Origin of the sequence: Phenylobacterium montanum (genome assembly GCF_018135625.1) — a bacterium.
GTDB lineage: Bacteria > Pseudomonadota > Alphaproteobacteria > Caulobacterales > Caulobacteraceae > Poindextera > Poindextera montana.
In genome coordinates, this window is sequence record NZ_CP073078.1 from 2,618,210 (window position 1) to 2,635,074 (window position 16,865).

Sequence of the window (16,865 nt, forward strand, 5' to 3'; positions counted from 1 at the left end):
GCGGCAGGCCGAACGCATCAGGCGCTGGCAGGGACCAGGTCCAGGAACCCCGTCACTGACTTCAGTCGCCCGCCTTCGACCACGGCGAAGTCGGTCCCCTTGATGACGCCCTCGGCGCCGGCCGGGCCCAGGGCCCAGGAGAAGCGGACCTGGTCGCCATAGCCGTCGACCTTGCCCTCGAGGCTGAAGCGGAAGCCGGGGAAGCGCTGGTGCACGGCGCCGATCATGGCCCCGATCTCGTCATGCCCCCTGGCCTGCATGATCGGGTCGAGATAGCTGGCGCTCTCGGTCCAGCCCTCGGCCAGCATGGCCTGGCGGCGGCCGGCGTCGGTCTCGTTCCAGGCGGCGATGTAGCGTTCGGCGATCTTGGCGGGGTCGGTCATGGACTTCGTCTCCATCGGTGTCTCGCGCCTGGACCGTCCAGGCCTGGCGAAACTGGCGAAGACGCCGGATGTTCTCAATTACGCGGCAGGTAATAGGCTAGGAGCAAGAGACGCCGCCTGGCTACCGCCCGGCCAACCAGCGCAGGCGCGGCTTCCCGGTCAGGGCGACGGCCAGTTCGGCCTGACCGACGAGGTTCTCCTCAGGAACGAAGCCGACGCCTTTTTCATCCGGAACATAGGCGTCGACGGCATTGTCCCAGCCGCAGTTCGATGGTCCGGTCGCCTCGAATGCCATGCCGGGGTCAAAGCGGCTGTCCAGGGAATTGTCGCGATTGTCGCCGATCGTGAAGTAGCAATGCGGCGGCACCACATAGACGCCGGTGTTTTCCGAAACCTGGTTCTTGCCGTAGGAATAGGTCCGATAGCTGCGTCCTTCCGAGGTGGTCTCCTGATAGACGTCGACAGGTACGTCAAATCCACCGCCCATGCTCTCTGTACTCGCGCCGACCTGCTTTCGATCCATCGGCCGGCCGTTCACGAACACCACGCCCGACCGAATCTGGACCCTGTCGCCCGGCAGACCGATCAGGCGCTTGATGTAATCCACCTTCGGGTCCCGCGGCAGCTTGAAGACCACGATATCCCCGCGCCGGGGCGCGCGATTGAAGATGCGACCGTGGAACAATGGCGGGCTGAACGGAAATGAATGCTTCGAGACGCCATAGGCGGCCTTGGAGACGAAGACGTAGTCGCCCACGGACAGGCTCGGCTCCATGGCGGCCGAAGGAATTGTGTAAGGCTGAAAGCCGAAAATCCTGAAGGAAAGAAGCGCCGCAAACACCGCAACGGAGCCCGAGACGGCCAGGGCCCACTCCCTGCCGGGCTTCGAGGGACGGGAAGCCGCCGTTTTCAATGGAGGGTCGCCATATTTGTTGGCGCCGACCTGGCCGCGCTTGAAGACGACCGACCAGGAGAAGATCCCACCGACGATTGGGACGGCGAAGAGCAGTATGAACCATCCGGATAGCCCAACGTCATGCAGTCGCCTGATGGAAAATATGAAGCCAGGCGCGGCCAGGACCATGACGGTGACCACGACTGTTGGCAGGAGGGGTAGCCCGGCCGCCAAGGCGACCAGCAAGGCGGCAGCAAAACAGACGAAGCTGACTAAGACAAACCATCCGTTCGCAGCGCGCGAACAGCGCCCGCGCAGCGACAGCAGGCGCCGTAAGCCCCCTTGCTCCTCAGCCATTCCCCCTCCACCTGAATCAAGCGTGACTGTATATCATAGCTTGCATCGGCGGGCGAATAGCTCGGCGCGCGCGAAAGCTGGCCGCGTGAATCGGCGATCGCGTCGCCGCGACTGTCATCAGCCTGACCCATTGCGCTGGCATGATCCGATGGCGGAATGTGCGGCGGGAATCGCCTTGCCCGGACCGCGCGCCCCGGGCCGTGAGCGCCCAGCCTGACGAAGGACCGTTTGATGAGCATTGTCTATGATATCGAAGTCGAAGTTTCCGGCCGGGAACACAAGGGCAAGACGACCCTGGTGGCCTATCTGACCAAGGTCCTGACCGAGGCCGGCGCCGAGCTGATCGTGCAGCGCGCCGACCCCCAGATCGACGAAAAGCTGGCCCTGGACGTCGTCGCCCTGCGCGAAAAGCTGGCCGGCAAGAAGATCTTCCTGCGCGAAACCGAAAGCATCTTCTGAGGCCGAGAACCCCTTCTTCCGTGTGGGGAAGGGGATGGGCTTGGGGTTGGAGCCTCGTGACGGGCGCCTGCCCCCCCGACGAGGAGGCGGGCGTCCCTGCGCGACAAAAGCCGGCAGAGACCTCAGCCGGCCTCGGCCTCCCGGGCCTTGGGCGCCGGCTGGCCGCGGCCCATCCGGAAGGCGGCGAAGAGCGCCAGCACCACGGCGACGCAGGCCAGGCCCGACAGCACCTCCGGCCGCCGGTCGGGTAGCAGCAGCATGGCCCCCATCACGCCGACGATCGCCGCTATGGCAGCATAGCTCAGCCAGGGGAACAGCCACATCTTCACCGTCAGCCGCTCGGGCGCGACCTTCTCAAGGCGGCGGCGCAGGCGGATCTGCGCCAGGGCGGTGATCGCATAGATGCTCAGCATCACCGCGCCCGAGGCGTTGACCAGGAAGGCGAAGGCTCTGTCCGGCGAGACAATCTGCAGAGTGATGGCCAGCCCCCCGGAGATGCTGGAGAACAGGATCGCGCGCGAGGGCACCTTGCGGCTGTCCAGGCGAACCAGGGCGCGCGGGGCATCGCCCTTGGCGGCCAGTGTGAACAGCACCCGCGAGGTGACATAGATCGCCGAGTTCAGGCACGACAGCACCGCTGTCAGCACCACCAGATTCATCGCCTTGGCCACCACGCCGAGGTGCATGGCGTTCAGGGCGGCGGCGAAGGGCGAACTGCCGGAATGGATCTGGTCCCACGGCACGATCATCACGATCAGGGTGATCGAGGCGACGTAGAACAAAAGGATGCGGGTGATCACCGAACCGGTCAGCCGGGCGATGGCCTTGGCCGGTTCCGGGCTCTCGGCGGCGGCGATGGTGGCGATCTCGGCCCCGCACAGGGCGAAGATCACGCTGACCACCCCGCTGATCGCCGCGGTCGGGCCGAACGGCGAAAAGCCGCGATGGCTGGTCAGGTTCGCCGCCTGGGCCACGGGGCTGTGGCTCAGCACGAAGCCGAGGCCGACCACAATGAAGCCGATGATCGCCGCTACCTTGATCGAGGCGAACCAGAACTCGAACTCGCCATAGGAGCGGGTCGACATCAGGTTGACCCCGGTGAGCGCGGCCAGGAGGCCGCAGCTGATCTGCCAAGGCTCGAGGCCCGGCAGCCAGTTGTCGTGGATCAGCTTGGCGCCGGCGATGGCCTCGATGGCCGCCGTGATCGCCCAGAAGTACCAGTACAGCCATCCGTTGGCGAAGCCGGCCCAGTTGCCCAGCCCCTCGCGGGCGTATTCGGTGAAGGCGCCGATCTTGGGATAGGCTACCGCCATCTCGCTCAGCATGCGCATGACCAGCAGCACCACCAGCCCGGCCAGGCCGTAGGAGACGATCACCGCCGGCCCGACGGTCGAGATCGAGGCGCTGGAGCCTACGAACAGGCCGGCGCCGATGATGCCGCCGATGGTGATCATGGTGACGTGGCGCGAAGCCAGGGTCTTGCCGAGTTCCGGCGCGGCCTCATGGCTCGCCTGGTTTACGCTCACGCTTTCAGCCCTCCCGGCTCGTTTGTCCGCGCTATCGACGAATATGGGGCGATGCTCAAGCTATTTCACGGCGGCTTCGGCAAGGCCATGCCCTTCGCGCGCGAGTTCGCGCTTGAGCCAGGCGCGGAAGGCGGCGAGCGGATAGTGGGCGCCGCGCGCCGCGGGCGTGGCCAGATAGTAGGCCTGCTCGCTCCTCAGCCGCTGGTCCAGCACGAGTCGCGCGCGGCCGTCCGCCAAAGCTCCGGCCACGGCGAAGATCGGCAGCACCGCAGCGCCCAGGCCGGCGAACACCGCCTCGGCCGCCATGGCGAAGGTGTCGACATGCAGCCGGGCCGGCGTCGCGGGCTCGGCCAGGCCGAACGCCTCGAACCACTCGCGCCAGGCGAAGGGGCGGGAGGTGATCTGGATCCGGGGCGCTGTGGCCACGTCTTCGGCTGAGGCCATGCGCTCGGCCAGGGCGGGCGCCGCCACCGCCGCCCGGTCCTCGTGCGCCAGAAGCTCGGTGGCCCCGCCCGGCCAGTCCGGCCCGCCGAAATGGATCGCCGCGTCCAGGGGATCGAAGGTGAAGTCGAACGGCTCCAGCCGCGTGGCGAGGCGGACGCGGATTTCGGGATAGGCCGCCTGAAAGCCGCCCAGGCGTGGCACCAGCCAGGCGGCGGCGAAGGTCGGCGGCACGCCCAGGTTCAAGACCCCGCCTCGCCCGCGCGCAGCGCGCAGGGCCTCGGTCGCCGCCTCCAGGCCCGAGAGGCTGGCCCGCACCTCCTCCAGATAGCTCAGGCCGGCCTCGGTCAGCGCCAGGCGCTTGCGCACCCGCACGAACAGGGCGACGCCCAGGGCCGCCTCCAGGCTGAGGATCTGGCGGCTGACCGCGCTCTGGGTCAGGCTGAGTTCGCCCGCCGCCCGCGACACCGTTCCGAGCCGCGCCGTGGCCTCGAAGGCCTCCAGTTGGCTGAGGTTCGGCAGGATGCGCGGCATGTTCATTCCATATCAGAATGATTTGATGCCGGAATAGCGATTTCGCACCGCGAGATCCGCCATCATAGAGCCATGGCTGGTCTCCAGAGGCGCAAGAACATGATCAAACCGTCTAAAACCGTTCTGGTTCGCCTGTTGTCGGCGGTCGTTACCGAGCGCAGTCCGGCCGAGCTGTTCGCCATGACCGCCATCCGCCCGGAGATCGCCGAAGCCGTGGGCGAAGACGCCCCCCGCGCCATAGTCGCCCAGGCCATGAACCTCGCCCTGCTGGACGATCTCCTGGGCCGCGTCCCCACGGCCCGCGCCTATGTCGAGGACCTGGTCGCCGAGGGTCGCCAACTGGTGTTCGACCACGGCGCCCTGCGCACCGTGGACCTGGCCGGCATGGGCGCCCTGCCCGCCGGCCGGGCGGCGATCGCCCGGGTGCTGGAGCCCCTCGGCTATGACATGACCGCCGTCTATCCCCTGGACCGGCTGGGCATGACCGGCCGCTCCTACACCCATATCGATTTCCCCGAGGACCTGCCGCAGTTCTTCGTCTCCGAACTGCACCCCAAGCGCTTCTCGCCCGCCTTCCAGGCCGCGGTCGCCCGCGTCACCGCCACCTCCAAGGACCCGCTATCGGCCGAGGACCTGCGCCGCCTGGCTGAGCTCAGCGCCCGCGGCGCCCTGCCCGTGGCGGAGGCTGCGGCCCTGCTGCCCAAGCTCCTCGCCTGCTTCTCGCGCCGGCATTCGACCCCATGCCTGGCCGACTACGAGACCCTGCGCGCCGAGTCGGCCGAGATGGCCTGGATCGCCACCGAAGGGAACGCCTTCAACCACGCGACCGACCGCGTGGAAAACCTGGACGAGGTCGTCGAGCGCCAGCGGACGCTGAAAAGGCCGCTGAAGGACAAGATCGAGGTGTCGCGATCGGGCCGGGTGAAGCAGACTGCGTTCAAGGCCGATGTGGTCGAACGCGACTTCCTGGATGCGGAGGGCCGATTGCTGCACAGGGATTGCCCAGGCTCGTTCTTCGAATTCATCGAACGCGATGTCGCGCCCGACGCCGGCCGCCTCGACCTCGGCTTCGACAGCGGCAACGCCCAGGGCATCTTCAAGATGACCGCGGCGGCTTGAGCCCAATGACCGCGCGCCCGTCCCTCGAGAAAGACCTCGCCGCCCTGGTGGGCGAGGCGGGCGTCGTAGCCCGGGACGACTTCGCCCGCTTCGAGCAGGGCATCCGCTATGGCGGCGCCGGGCGGGCCGCCGCGGTCGTGCGGCCGGCGAGCGTCGAGCAGGTCCGCGCCGTGGTCCGCTACGCCTACGCGGCGGGCGTGCGCCTTGTGCCCCAGGGCGCCAATACCGGCCTGGTGGCCGCCAGCACCCCGGACGAGAGCGGCGAACAGATCGTCCTCAGCCTGGAACGCCTGGCCGGGTCCCCGGTCCTGGATCCCGCCGCCCGCACCGCCGTCGTGGGAGCAGGAACCCGGCTCAGCGCCCTGAACGCCGCCGCCGAGCCGCACGGCCTATCGTTTCCCATCGACCTCGGCGCCGACCCCACGATCGGCGGCATGATCGCCACCAACACCGGCGGGGCCCGGCTGATCCGCTATGGCGACGTGCGCCACAACCTGCTGGGCCTCGAAGCGGTGATCGCCGACGAGGAGGCCAGCGTGGTCGGCGACCTGCGCGGGCTGCGGAAAAACAATTCCGGCCTGGACCTGAAGTCTCTGCTCGCCGGCTCTGGCGGCGCGCTGGCGATCGTCACGCGCGCCTGCCTGAACCTGCACCCCCTGCCGCGGCAGACCGCCACCGCTCTGGCTATCCCGGTGTCCCACGCTGTCCTGCCGGAGCTCGTCCGGCGACTGGAGGAACAGGCGGGAGAATTTCTTACCGCCGCGGAGGGCATGTCCAAGAACGCCCTGACCGCGGCCCTGCGCCATGCGCCCCAGCTGCGCAATCCCTTCGGCGGCGGCGGGCCGCCGGACTACGCCCTGCTCGTGGAGCTGTGCTCGACCGCCGGGCCGGACAGCGGCGTCGATGTCGAGCAGATCCTGATGGGCGTGCTCGGCGAATGCATGGAGGGCCCCGACGCCTTGCTGAGCGACGCCCTGGTCGGCCGCGGCGGAGAGCTGTGGGCGATCCGCCACGCCCTCCCCGCCGGCGTCGCAGCCGAGGGCCAGGTCATCGCCTTCGACCTCGCCTTTCCCCGCACCGCCCTGCCCGCCTTCCGCGCCGAGATGACCGCCGAGCTGGCGCGAGCCTGGCCGTTCCTCAAGCTTTGTGATTTCGGCCATCTGGGCGATGGCGGCGACCACTTCAACCTGGTCTGGCCCAAGGACGCGCCGCATCCTTACGACCCCGCCGTGGTCTTGCAGGTGCGCGACCTCGTCTACGACCGCGCCGTCCACGGCCACGGCGGCAGTTTCAGCGCCGAGCATGGCCTGGGCCCATACAATATCGATTACTACCGACGCTACGCGGCCCCGGCCGACCAGGCGGCGGCTGCGGGCCTGAAACGCCTCTTCGATCCCAAGGGGCTCCTGGGGCGCGTCGCGTTCTGAGCGATTAAGAGGTGGGGTGAGCCCCGCGGGCGCGGCCGCCGGTATATGGGAGGGGGACTGTGGGGCGGCGCCACGGGGCTCGATCCGTACTATGCGCCCTCAGATGTCGTCGGGCGATTTCAAACCCGAAAACTTTCTGCGGCATAGTGTCCGCAAGCATAGCCCAGGTCGTCAAGATGCCTCCCGGCAGGGTCAAGGATCGCAAAGGCGGTTCGAGTGGCGGGCGCGGCCGAAGAGGGCGACTGATCGCCGGCGCGGCTTAACCAAGGCCTTACCGCGATAAGGCTAGGCTGCCGTTCATGGCCGGTCCCGCCTCCCTGCCCCCGATCCTCACCCAGCTTGCCGCGGCGCTCGCGGCCAAGCTCAAGGTCGAGCTCGGTCTCTTGCTGGGCGTGCTGTTCAAGCCGGGCTCGTCGTTTTCGGTCTATTCCCTGGCTGCGGCCTTCCTGATCGCCACCGCCGCCATGATGCTGCAGCGTCGCGCGCGCGGACGGCGCTGGAACCTGAAGCTGATCCCCCGAGCCATGTTCCCGCGCCGCATCCTGCGCAGCGCCTCGACCAGGTCGGACCTGGGCTTCTTCATGCTGAACCTGTTCGCTCTGGGCGGGCTGATCGGCTGGGGCCTGCTGTCCTATTCGACTGTGGCGCACTGGACGGCGGGAGAGCTGACCGGCCTTTTCGGCCAAAGGTCGCCGGTCCCGCTGAACCCCTGGCTGGTGCGGGGCCTGCTGACCCTGGCCCTGTTCCTAGCCTATGAGTTCGCCTACTGGCTGGACCACTGGCTGGCCCACACCGTGCCGGTCCTGTGGGAATTTCACCGTGTCCATCACACAGCCGAGACCCTGACGCCGCTCACCGTATTTCGCGTTCATCCGGTGGACACGCTGAAGTTCTTCAACATCCTGGCCATCGTCACGGGCCTGGTGGGCGGGGCCGGCGGCTATCTGGCCGGACGGCTGACGGACGACATCAATCTCGACGGCTCGAACCTGATCCTTCTGGGCTTCATCTTCGTCACCGTGCATCTGCAGCACTCGCACGTCTGGATCGCCTTCACCGGCCGCTGGGGCCGGGTGTTCGCCAGCCCGGCGCACCACCAGATCCACCACTCGGCCGACCCGGCGCATTTCGGCAAGAACCTCGGCAGCTGCCTGGCCGTCTACGACTGGCTGTTTGGCACCCTGCGCATCCCCGCCAAGGCGCGCGAACCGATCGTGTATGGGGTCGAGGCCGGCGAGGAGGCGCCGCACACCATCACCGGCGGCCTGATCACCCCCTTCGTCCGGGCCCTAGAGAGCCTCGCGCCCAAGCCCGCCAAGGCGCCGCCAGCGATCCTTCCCGCCGAATAGCGCCGCCCGCTCGCGGATAGTTGAACCTGAACGGCGCAAGACGGAATAAAACCAAGCAGCACCGGAGCGTTGGATGCTGCAGAGGCAGAACACCGTGAAAAGCCGGCCGAGAACGGCGGCGACATCGCCTGGACCGGCCGAGGAGGCCCGGCTGATCAGCCGGATCGCCGACGGGGACGGACGCGCCTTCGACGAGCTCTACCGGATCTATCGCCCCCGGCTGACGCGGTTCCTGATCAACATGACGCGCCGCCGGCAGATGACGGAGGAGGTGCTGAACGACACCATGATGGTGGTCTGGAACCGGCCGCACAGCTTCGACGGGACCAGCAAGGTCTCGACCTGGGTGTTCGCCATCGCCTACCGCAAGGCCCTGAAGGCCCTGCATCGGAACCAGGACCCCCTCGAGGACAAGCATGCTGAGACCCGCCCCAGCCTCGAGGCCGGACCCGAGCAGCAGGTCGGCGACCAGCAGGTGCGCAAGGTGCTGTGGGACGCCATCAGCGAGCTTTCCGCCGACCACCGGGCGGTGGTGGACCTGACCTATTTTCACGAGAACGGATACCGAGAGATCGCCGAAATCATGAACTGCCCCGTCGACACCATAAAGACGCGGATGTTCCACGCGCGCCGGCACCTCAAGCGCAAGCTGGCCGGCCAGCTGGTCGACTGGCTGTGAGAGCCTGGCCCATGGGAAACGTCATCAGACTGCACGACGAAGAACACGAGCGGGTCCAGCTGTTGCTGCCCTGGTTCGTCACCTCGAGCCTGGAGCCTGCCGAACAGGCCCTGGCGGAGGCTCACATCGCCGGTTGCGCGGAATGCCAGGCGGATCTCGCCCTGGAGCGCCGGTTGTGCGCGGCGGTCGCCGACCTGCCGATCGAGGCGGAGGCGCCTGCCTGGACCCCGGCGCCCACCGCTGCGCCGCCGCGCCGCAGCGCCGTCGGCTGGCGCGGCCTGAACGTGCGGGGCTTCGGGGGACGTCGGCTGGGCGGTGGTGTCGCCCTGACGGGTCCCGGCATTCGCGCCGCCGCGCCCTGGCTCGGCTGGGCCCTGGCCGGTCCGGCCCTGGCGGCCCTGACCCTGGTGCTGGTCACCCCGCCCAGAAATCCAGAGGCCCGCTATCATACGCTGAGCGCACAGGCCACGGCGCCGACGGCCGGCAATGTGGTGGTGATCTTCCGTCCCGACGCGCGCGAACAGGACTTGCGTGCGGCGCTGAAGGCCGGCGGGGCGCGGCTGGTGGACGGCCCGACCGCGGCCGACGCCTATGTGCTGCACGTCGCCGCCACCGACCGTAGCGCGGCCATCGCCCGCCTGCGCCGCCAGCCCTCGGTCGAGCTGGCCGAGCCGATCGATTCCAGCGGCCCGCCGTGATGCGCCGCCTGCTCGCCAGCCTTGCCGCGGCCGCCGGCCTGTGGTTCGCCGCTCCCGCCACCGCCCTGCCCGCCGCGCCGGCCGCCGACGCCGCAGCCGAGGCCCAGCGGGTGCTGGTGATGCTGCGGCTGCCGCCGCCGCACTACCGCGCCAGCGGCGACTATGGCGACGCCTATGCCGACGGCCTCGGCCACAGCGCCCGCTGGCGCATCGCCAGCCGCCTGGCCCATGATCACGGCCTGACCCTGGTCAGCGACTGGCCGATGCCGCTGGTAGGGGTGGACTGTTTCGTGCTGACCGTGCCGGCGGGCCGCTCGCCGGCCGAGGCCGCCGACCAGCTGTCGCACGATCCGGCCGTGGCCTGGGCCCAGCCGATGAACCTCTATCACGCGGAAAGCGCCGGGCCTGGCGCGGGCGATCCCCTGTTCCGCGTGCAGCCGGCCGCCCGGGCCTGGCGGCTGGCCGACCTGCACCAGATCGCCACCGGCAAGAGCGTGCGGGTGGCGGTGGTCGACAGCAAGATCCAGCTCGACCATCCCGACCTGGCCGGCCAGGTCGAGCTGAGCCGCGATTTTGTCCCCGATCACCCGGCGGTCGCCGAGGCTCATGGCACCGGGATCGCCGGGGTGATCGCCGCGCGAGCCGACAACGGCGTGGGCATAGCGGGCGTTGCGCCCGAAGCGCGGCTTCTCGGCCTGCGCGCCTGCTGGCAGGCGACCGGCCAGATGATCACGAGCGGCACCGTCTGCGACAGCCTGAGCCTGGCGAAGGCGATCGACTTCGCCGTCAGCCGCCGCGCCCAGGTGATCAATCTCAGCCTCAGCGGGCCGCCCGACACCCTGCTGGGGCGCCTGCTGGACGCCGCCCTCGAGCGGGGTGTGACGGTAGTCGGCGCCTATGACGGCCGGCTGCCGCAGGGCGGCTTCCCCGCTTCGCACGCCGGTGTGGTGGCGGTCACGGACGAGTCGTCGCCAGAGCTTGCATCAGGCATATATGTGGCGCCGGGTCGCGATGTGCCGACCACGCAGCCGGGCGGACGCTGGGTGATGGTCAATGGGAGCTCCTATGCGGCGGCGCATGTCAGCGGCCTGTTCGCCTTGCTGCGCGAGCGTTCATCCCGCGCCGACACGGCCGCTGCGCTGGTCGCCGCCCGCGGCGGAACCATCGACGCCTGCGCCAGCCTGCTCAAGGCCTCGGGTCCCTGTGGCTGCGGTTGCGCTCGAGCCCCAAGCAATTCGCCTGACGCCGCCCGCTAGCCGGCGCGCCAGGGCTCTGGCGGCGGTGCTGGCGCTGGCGCCCGCGGGCCACGCGGCGGCCCAGGCGGCGTTCAGCGCCACTTTGCAATCGGACTATCAGTATCGCGGGATCTCGCTGAGCGAGGGGCGGCCGACGCTGTCCCTGAACCTCGCCTACGACCATTCCAGCGGCGCCTACGCCGGGGCCTCGGCGATCGCCGTAGACGCGGCCCACGACGGGGTCGAGATGCTGGGCTTCACCGCCTATGCCGGCTATTCGCACCGCCTGGCGCAGGGGCTGTCCTGGGAGGTAGGCGCCAGCAACACCAACGCCACCGACTATGACGCCGTCAAATATACGGTGAACTATACCGAGCTCTATGCAGGCCTCAGCAGCGAGCGCGTCAGCGCGCGTATCTACTATTCGCCGGACTATCTCGGCGAGTCGCGCAGTTCGCTCTATCTCGACCTCAACGGCTCGGTCTCGCCGGCCCCGCACTGGCGAGTTTTCGGCCATGCCGGGGTGCTGACGCCGCTCAGCGGATCGCCCTGGGGCGGCGGACGGCGGGAACTCTACGACCTGCGCGCCGGGGTCGCCGCCCAGGTCAAATCCTGCGAGTTCAGCCTCGCCTATACGGCCGCCTCGCCGCACATCTACGCCGAGCCCTTCCGGCGCGAGCGCAGCGCCCTGGTCGCCAGCGCCAGCTACTTCTTCTGATTTTTATTAACTGCATTTGAACGCTTCGCGGTCGGCTGGCAATTCACCGATTGGAAGGGGGCGTCGCCGCGCCCGGTGATGGCTGAAAAGACGACAGCGAACAGGAGGCCTCGCTAGTACCGCCCTTGGGTTTCGCCGCTTCGATGGCCGCCCTCGGCGCCTGGTTCACTTGAGTTCCTATCGCCCACAGCAGGGGCGGCGCTCGACAGCTTGCAATCGGTTTCCCATCGCGTCGTTGCGATCGCGATGAAGAGCGCCTGCGCCTTGTTCAAGACCTGAACGATGCAAGGAGGACAGACGTGAAAACCCTAGGTCTCGTAACCCTTACCCTTGCTGGCCTTTTGGCCAGCTCCGCCATGGCCGCGCCGGTCAAGCTGACCGACGCACAGATGAGCCAGGTGGTCGCCGGCACCGACTTCCAGGTGATCAAGCTGATCTCCGACCAGCCGGGCGTCGCCACCACCACAGATCCGATGCTGGTCAACTCCTGGGGCCTGGCGGCCGCGCCCGGCGGCCCCCTGTGGGTGGCCAACAACGGCACCGGCACCTCGACGGTCTACGACCCCAGCAGCTTCTCCAAGCTCGGCCTGACCGTCTACATTCCCTCGGCCAGCGGCTCCGGCTGGGGTCCGGTCACCGGCACGGTGTTCAACGGCGGCGCCGCATCGACCTTCAACGTCACCGAGAACGGCAAGACCGGAAAGAGCGTCTTCATCTTCGACTCGGAAGACGGCCTGATCACCGGCTGGGCGCCGTCGGTCGACTTCAACAACGCCGTGATCGCGGTCAACGACTCCAGTCAGGGCGCCGTGTTCAAGGGCCTCACCCTCGTGCCCATCCAGCACACCCAGTACCTTATGGCCGCCGATTTCGCGAACAACCGGGTCGACATCTTCAACACCAGCTTCCAGCAGGTCGGCTCGTTCACCGATCACTCCCTGCCGGACGGCTACGCGCCGTTCAACGTTCAGACCCTGAACGGCATGGTCTACGTCGCCTTCGCCAAGCACGGCGACGGGCTGGATGAAGCTCACGGCCATGGCCTGGGCTATGTCGACATCTACAACAACCACGGCCAGTTCGTGCGTCGCCTGGTCGCCGGCGGCGCGCTGAACGCCCCCTGGGGCCTGACCATCGCCCCGACCAGTTTCGGCCAGTTCGCCGGAGACCTCCTGGTCGGCAACTTCGGCAGCGGGATCATCGACGCCTATGACGCCACCACCGGCGCCTACAAGGGCCAGCTGAAGCAGAACGGCAAGACGATCAGCATCGAGGGCCTTTGGGCCCTGACCCAGTGGTCGGACGGCGAGATCCTGTTCTCCTCCGGCCCGGGCGACGAGAACCACGGCCTGGTAGGCGCCATCCGCCCAGCCTCGGCCGCAGCTTCATGGGCTTTCCGGACCCATGCCACCCATTGACGGCGGCGCCGGCCCCGTCGCCAAGCGCGTAGCCTCTGGCCGGCTCATCCCCCCCGTCGCCGCGATGCTTCTGCTCGCGGCGGCCAGCCCCCTCCCAGCCGCCGCCCCCATCGGCGGCTGGGAACCTGGTGTCAAGCGCGTGGCCAGCCTGACCGAGCTGCGCGAGGCCGGCGTGGTGCGCCAGCACTGGGACCTGACCTGCGGCGCGGCGGCCGTCGCCACCCTTCTGACCTATCAGCTGAACCATCCGGTCAGCGAGCGCGAGGTCACCCTCGCCATGCTGCGCCAGACCAGTCCCCAGCTCGTGCGCCAGCGGCTGGGATTTTCCCTGCTCGATCTCAAACGCTACGCCGCGGGTCAGGGCTTCGAGGCCACGGGCTACACCGGGCTGGAGGTCGCCGATCTGGCTCGCATGGCGCCCCTTATCGTGCCCATCCGCCCCCTGGGCCTGAACCACTTCGTCGTTGTGCGCGGCCGGCAGGGCGACCGGCTGCTGCTGGCCGACCCCGCCTTCGGCGACCGCACCATGTCCGTCGAAGCCTTCGAGCACCAATGGGCCAACCACATCGGCTTCACTGTCACCGATCCCAAGGATCCCAACCCAACCAACCGCATGGGCGCGCCGGGACGCCTGTTCCTGATTCCGAGCGACCAGGCCCTGCGCGCCTCGGCCGCCGCCCTTGAGGTGAGACCCAGACCGTGACCGCCAGAACCATTCTCGCCAGAGCCGCCTTGGCCAGCCTCGCCGTATTCGTGGCCGCCGCCCCGGCCCGCGCTCAGACCACCGGCGGCGCTGCCATGAGCAACCAGGATCTGCTGCAGGCGCTGCAACTGCGCGACCAGGCCATCACCGCCCTGGAGCGGCGGGTGGCGGCCCTGGAGGCCGAGCGTCGCGCCCCGCAGCCCGCGCCGATCGCCACCCTGGATCCGCCCGCCGCCCCCGCGGCCCAACCGGCCGTGGTCGCCAGCCAGGCGACGGATGACGCTGCGCTCCAGGCCCTTTCCCGCGGCCTTGTCGAGCGCGGCGCCCTGGTGCTGCCCAAGGGGATGATGGAGATCTCTCCCAGCCTCACCTACAGCCACTCGATCAGCCAGGGCCTGACCCTGGTGGACAACGCCGAAGGCGTCTCCACCGTCGACAGCCAGAGGCTGAGCGACGACGGGCTGAACGCGAGCGTGAGCGCCAAGCTGGGCCTGCCCTGGCGCAGCCAGCTGCAGCTCACCGTGCCCTACGACCTGCAGCGCGACGTCTCGGCCCTGGGCGACGGCTCGCACCGGACCACCACCGCCGCCTCGATCGGCGACGTCGAGGTCGAACTCAGCCGCCAACTGTTCGTCGAGCGCGGCTGGCGGCCGGACGTCGTGTTGGCGGGGGCCTGGCGCTTCCCGACCGGGATCGATCCCTTCCGCGGCGGGGTCGCGGGCGTGACCAACGGCGGCGGCGCGCACGAGGCCACCGTGCGCCTGACCGCGCTGAAGAGCGCCGACCCGATGGTGTTCTTCTCCACCCTATCCTACGGCCGCAGCCTTTCGGTGCACGAAAGCTACGGCCGGGTGCAGCCGGGCGAGGAGTTGAACTGGCAACTCGGCGGGCTGTTGTCCGTGAGCCCTGAGACCTCGCTGTCGATGAGCCTGGTGCAGGATTTCCGCGACCGCACCACCGTCAACGGCGCCGGAATCGCCGGCAGCGACCAGGTCTCCTCGGTGCTGCAGTTCGGCCTCGACCAGGTCCTGACCCGCAAGCTCCTGCTGGACGTGTCGCTGGGCGTGGGCGTGACCCGCGACGCGCCCAACTACACCCTGATGGTCTCGCTGCCGATCCGGCTCTACTGAGCCGGCGCCCCCTCAGTCGATCAGGACGATGCGGTCCTTGAGATAGGCGTTGATCTTGCCGAAGGCGGCGATGCAGGCCCGCGCGCTGGCGCGGTCGGCCGGCAGCAGTTCTTCCGGGATCGGATAAGGGGCGCTGAAGCTGTAGTGCAGCCGGCTCTTCTGCTCGGCCTTGACCCGGGTCGCGCGCATCTTCAGCCCCGTCAGCTTGTCATGGAGCTTCAGTTCCGAATCCATGGCCGCGCCCGCTCCCGCACTCCCGCGCGCAGGGTTAAGCGGCCGACCTTACGGCAGGATTAATGGCGAACGCCGCTATTCGCCGCCACCTGCAGCGAGGCCTCAGGCCGCCAGCCGCCGCCGAGGGCGCGATAGGCGGCCACCGCCGCCCGGGCGGCGCCGGCGCGGGCCTGGACCAGCTGGTCCGAGGCGGACAGGAGGTCGCGGTCGGCGTCGCGCACGTCGGTCAGGCTGATCACCCCGCCCTCATAGGCCTGTTCGGCCTGGTCGCGGGCGGCCTTCAGCTGGTCTATCTGGCGTGTCAGCGCCTGGGCTCGGGCCTGCTGCTGGGCGAGGTCGGTGACCGCATCCTCCACCTCCTCGGTGGCGCGCAGCACGCTCTGGCGCCAGGCCGCCAGGGCCTCGGCCTTCGCCCCCTCAGCCTCGGCCACCTCGGCGTCGATCCGGCCGAAGTCGAACAGCCGCCAGCGCAGGCCGCCGGCGATCTGGTGCTCCAGCGCCCGGCCGGCGAACAGGCTGCCGGCGTCCATGGAATCCACGCCCAATAGCCCCGAAATCGAGACCTTGGGATAGTAGTCGGCAATGGCTGCGCCAATCCCGGCGTTGGCGGCGACCAGCTTCTGCTCGGCGGCGAGCACGTCCGGGCGGCGGCGCAAAAGCTCGCCCGGCCCCTCGGCGATGGACAGGGTTGGCGCGGCCGGCAGGTCGGCCGGCGCCTCCAGCTCGGCGCGCCAGGAGCCCGGCTGGGCGTCCATCAGGACGTCGAGCCGGTTCAACTCGGCCTCGAGCCCCGAGACCAGCGGCGGGATCGAGGCGCGCACCTGTTCCAGCAACGCCTGGGCCTGGTGCTGCTCGCGCTCGGGCGAGACGCCCTGGCCGACCCGGCGGTTCAGCAGGTCCACGAGATCGGCCTGGGTCTTTTCCTGGCGGCGGGCGACGTCCAGCCGCGCCTGGAAGGCGCGGGCCTGCAGGTAGGCGTCGGCGGCGTCGGCGGTGACGCTGAGGCGGACGGCGGCAGCGCGGGCCTCGCTGGCCTTGGCGTTGGCTAGGGCGGCCTCGTGCTGGCGGCGCAGGCCGCCGAAGAGATCGATCTCCCAGCTGGCGCCGACGCCGAGCGTGGCTTCGTCGAAGTCGCGCTGGAAGCCCGGCAGATGGCCGCCGATCTCACCGATTGGGCTCTGCAGAGACTGGCCGGTGCGAGCGGCGTTTCCGCTGGCCGCGGCCTGCGGCAGGAGCGCGGCGCCCGCGGCGCGCGCCAGGGCGCGGGACTGCAGGATGCGCGCTCGGGCCTGTTCGATGTCGAGGTTCTGCGCCTGGGCCCGCTCGACCACGCGGACCAACTCTGGATCGCCGAAGGCTCGCCACCAGGTCTCCAGCTCGACCGGAGCAGAGGCGGCGGCCGGCGCGGCGGCGTGATAGGCGGCGGTCAGCTTCAAGTCCGGCCGCTGATAGTCCGGCCCGACGGCGCAGGCGCCGGCCAGGAGGGCGAGAAGCAGGGCGGGCGCGGTGCGCAGGGCTTTGCGGGCGAGGGTCATGGGAGCCTCTGAGGGGTTTGGGGAG

At 69.2% G+C, this 16,865-nt stretch carries 17 protein-coding genes; 11 read left to right on the forward strand and 6 right to left on the reverse strand.

Features of this window, described 5'->3' with window-relative positions:
- Window positions 1-17 precede the first annotated feature (17 nt).
- The gene (locus tag KCG34_RS11715; protein ID WP_211940523.1) at window positions 18-383 is read right to left on the reverse strand and encodes a nuclear transport factor 2 family protein; all 366 of its coding nucleotides are present in this window, start codon (window positions 381-383) and stop codon (window positions 18-20) included.
- Window positions 384-504: 121 nt separating this feature from the next.
- A complete protein-coding gene (gene lepB, locus KCG34_RS11720; RefSeq protein ID WP_211940524.1) occupies window positions 505-1,635 on the reverse strand; it encodes a signal peptidase I in 1,131 nt (376 codons plus the stop codon).
- Window positions 1,636-1,866: 231 nt separating this feature from the next.
- Between lepB and KCG34_RS11725 the strand changes: the two genes are divergently transcribed.
- On the forward strand, window positions 1,867-2,094 hold the full coding sequence (locus KCG34_RS11725; RefSeq protein ID WP_211940525.1) for a hypothetical protein: 228 nt from the start codon (window positions 1,867-1,869) through the stop codon (window positions 2,092-2,094).
- A 122-nt stretch (window positions 2,095-2,216) separates the two neighbouring features.
- On the opposite strand, the gene KCG34_RS11730 is transcribed toward KCG34_RS11725, so the two are convergent.
- Window positions 2,217-3,620 carry an amino acid permease gene (locus tag KCG34_RS11730; protein ID WP_211940526.1) on the reverse strand — a complete coding sequence of 468 codons (1,404 nt, stop codon included), beginning with the start codon at window positions 3,618-3,620 and terminating at the stop codon, window positions 2,217-2,219.
- A gap of 60 nt (window positions 3,621-3,680) precedes the next feature.
- Window positions 3,681-4,595, reverse strand: a complete 915-nt coding sequence (locus tag KCG34_RS11735; RefSeq protein WP_211940527.1) for a LysR substrate-binding domain-containing protein — start codon at window positions 4,593-4,595, stop codon at window positions 3,681-3,683.
- 99 nt (window positions 4,596-4,694) lie between these two features.
- On the opposite strand from KCG34_RS11735, the gene KCG34_RS11740 reads away from it, so the two are divergent.
- From KCG34_RS11740 to KCG34_RS11785, 10 genes are all read left to right on the forward strand, one after another.
- On the forward strand, window positions 4,695-5,714 hold the full coding sequence (locus KCG34_RS11740) for a 2-oxoadipate dioxygenase/decarboxylase family protein (RefSeq protein WP_211940528.1): 1,020 nt from the start codon (window positions 4,695-4,697) through the stop codon (window positions 5,712-5,714).
- A 5-nt stretch (window positions 5,715-5,719) separates the two neighbouring features.
- The gene (locus tag KCG34_RS11745) at window positions 5,720-7,141 is read left to right on the forward strand and encodes an FAD-binding oxidoreductase (protein ID WP_211940529.1); all 1,422 of its coding nucleotides are present in this window, start codon (window positions 5,720-5,722) and stop codon (window positions 7,139-7,141) included.
- A 299-nt stretch (window positions 7,142-7,440) separates the two neighbouring features.
- The gene (locus tag KCG34_RS11750) at window positions 7,441-8,490 is read left to right on the forward strand and encodes a sterol desaturase family protein (RefSeq protein ID WP_211940530.1); all 1,050 of its coding nucleotides are present in this window, start codon (window positions 7,441-7,443) and stop codon (window positions 8,488-8,490) included.
- A gap of 73 nt (window positions 8,491-8,563) precedes the next feature.
- Window positions 8,564-9,169: an RNA polymerase sigma factor gene (locus tag KCG34_RS11755; RefSeq protein WP_211940531.1), complete on the forward strand. Its 606-nt coding sequence runs from the start codon at window positions 8,564-8,566 to the stop codon at window positions 9,167-9,169.
- Between the two features lie 11 nt (window positions 9,170-9,180).
- Entirely contained in the window at window positions 9,181-9,867 is a 687-nt protein-coding gene (locus tag KCG34_RS11760) for a S8 family serine peptidase (RefSeq protein ID WP_211940532.1), read from the forward strand.
- Complete coding sequence (locus KCG34_RS11765; RefSeq protein WP_211940533.1) at window positions 9,867-11,123, forward strand: S8 family peptidase; 1,257 nt, start codon at window positions 9,867-9,869, stop codon at window positions 11,121-11,123. Before KCG34_RS11760 ends, KCG34_RS11765 begins: the two co-directional genes overlap by 1 nt.
- Window positions 11,124-11,148: 25 nt before the next feature.
- The gene (locus KCG34_RS11770; protein ID WP_211940534.1) at window positions 11,149-11,820 is read left to right on the forward strand and encodes a TorF family putative porin; all 672 of its coding nucleotides are present in this window, start codon (window positions 11,149-11,151) and stop codon (window positions 11,818-11,820) included.
- A 299-nt stretch (window positions 11,821-12,119) separates the two neighbouring features.
- Window positions 12,120-13,238, forward strand: a complete 1,119-nt coding sequence (locus tag KCG34_RS11775) for a TIGR03118 family protein (protein WP_211940535.1) — start codon at window positions 12,120-12,122, stop codon at window positions 13,236-13,238.
- A gap of 139 nt (window positions 13,239-13,377) precedes the next feature.
- On the forward strand, window positions 13,378-13,941 hold the full coding sequence (locus tag KCG34_RS11780; protein WP_211940536.1) for a C39 family peptidase: 564 nt from the start codon (window positions 13,378-13,380) through the stop codon (window positions 13,939-13,941).
- The gene (locus KCG34_RS11785; protein WP_211940537.1) at window positions 13,938-15,071 is read left to right on the forward strand and encodes a hypothetical protein; all 1,134 of its coding nucleotides are present in this window, start codon (window positions 13,938-13,940) and stop codon (window positions 15,069-15,071) included. Before KCG34_RS11780 ends, KCG34_RS11785 begins: the two co-directional genes overlap by 4 nt.
- A gap of 12 nt (window positions 15,072-15,083) precedes the next feature.
- Here the strand turns inward: KCG34_RS11785 and KCG34_RS11790 are convergent, their stop codons facing one another.
- Both KCG34_RS11790 and KCG34_RS11795 read right to left on the reverse strand, forming a co-directional pair.
- On the reverse strand, window positions 15,084-15,305 hold the full coding sequence (locus KCG34_RS11790) for a hypothetical protein (RefSeq protein ID WP_211940538.1): 222 nt from the start codon (window positions 15,303-15,305) through the stop codon (window positions 15,084-15,086).
- 59 nt (window positions 15,306-15,364) lie between these two features.
- Window positions 15,365-16,840 (reverse strand): efflux transporter outer membrane subunit, encoded by a 1,476-nt coding sequence (locus tag KCG34_RS11795; protein WP_211940539.1) that lies wholly within the window; start codon window positions 16,838-16,840, stop codon window positions 15,365-15,367.
- Between the last annotated feature and the right edge of the window lie 25 nt (window positions 16,841-16,865).

Excerpts from the sequence above, each read along its gene's own strand:
- KCG34_RS11715 (WP_211940523.1), bottom strand. The coding sequence starts at position 383 with ATGACCGACCCCGCCAAGATCGCCGAACGCTACATCGCCGCCTGGAAC.
- lepB (WP_211940524.1), bottom strand. The coding sequence starts at position 1,635 with ATGGCTGAGGAGCAAGGGGGCTTACGGCGCCTGCTGTCGCTGCGCGGG.
- KCG34_RS11725 (WP_211940525.1), top strand. The coding sequence starts at position 1,867 with ATGAGCATTGTCTATGATATCGAAGTCGAAGTTTCCGGCCGGGAACAC.
- KCG34_RS11735 (WP_211940527.1), bottom strand. The coding sequence starts at position 4,595 with ATGCCGCGCATCCTGCCGAACCTCAGCCAACTGGAGGCCTTCGAGGCC.
- KCG34_RS11740 (WP_211940528.1), top strand. The coding sequence starts at position 4,695 with ATGATCAAACCGTCTAAAACCGTTCTGGTTCGCCTGTTGTCGGCGGTC.
- KCG34_RS11745 (WP_211940529.1), top strand. The coding sequence starts at position 5,720 with ATGACCGCGCGCCCGTCCCTCGAGAAAGACCTCGCCGCCCTGGTGGGC.
- KCG34_RS11750 (WP_211940530.1), top strand. The coding sequence starts at position 7,441 with ATGGCCGGTCCCGCCTCCCTGCCCCCGATCCTCACCCAGCTTGCCGCG.
- KCG34_RS11755 (WP_211940531.1), top strand. The coding sequence starts at position 8,564 with ATGCTGCAGAGGCAGAACACCGTGAAAAGCCGGCCGAGAACGGCGGCG.
- KCG34_RS11760 (WP_211940532.1), top strand. The coding sequence starts at position 9,181 with ATGGGAAACGTCATCAGACTGCACGACGAAGAACACGAGCGGGTCCAG.
- KCG34_RS11765 (WP_211940533.1), top strand. The coding sequence starts at position 9,867 with ATGCGCCGCCTGCTCGCCAGCCTTGCCGCGGCCGCCGGCCTGTGGTTC.
- KCG34_RS11790 (WP_211940538.1), bottom strand. The coding sequence starts at position 15,305 with ATGGATTCGGAACTGAAGCTCCATGACAAGCTGACGGGGCTGAAGATG.
- KCG34_RS11795 (WP_211940539.1), bottom strand. The coding sequence starts at position 16,840 with ATGACCCTCGCCCGCAAAGCCCTGCGCACCGCGCCCGCCCTGCTTCTC.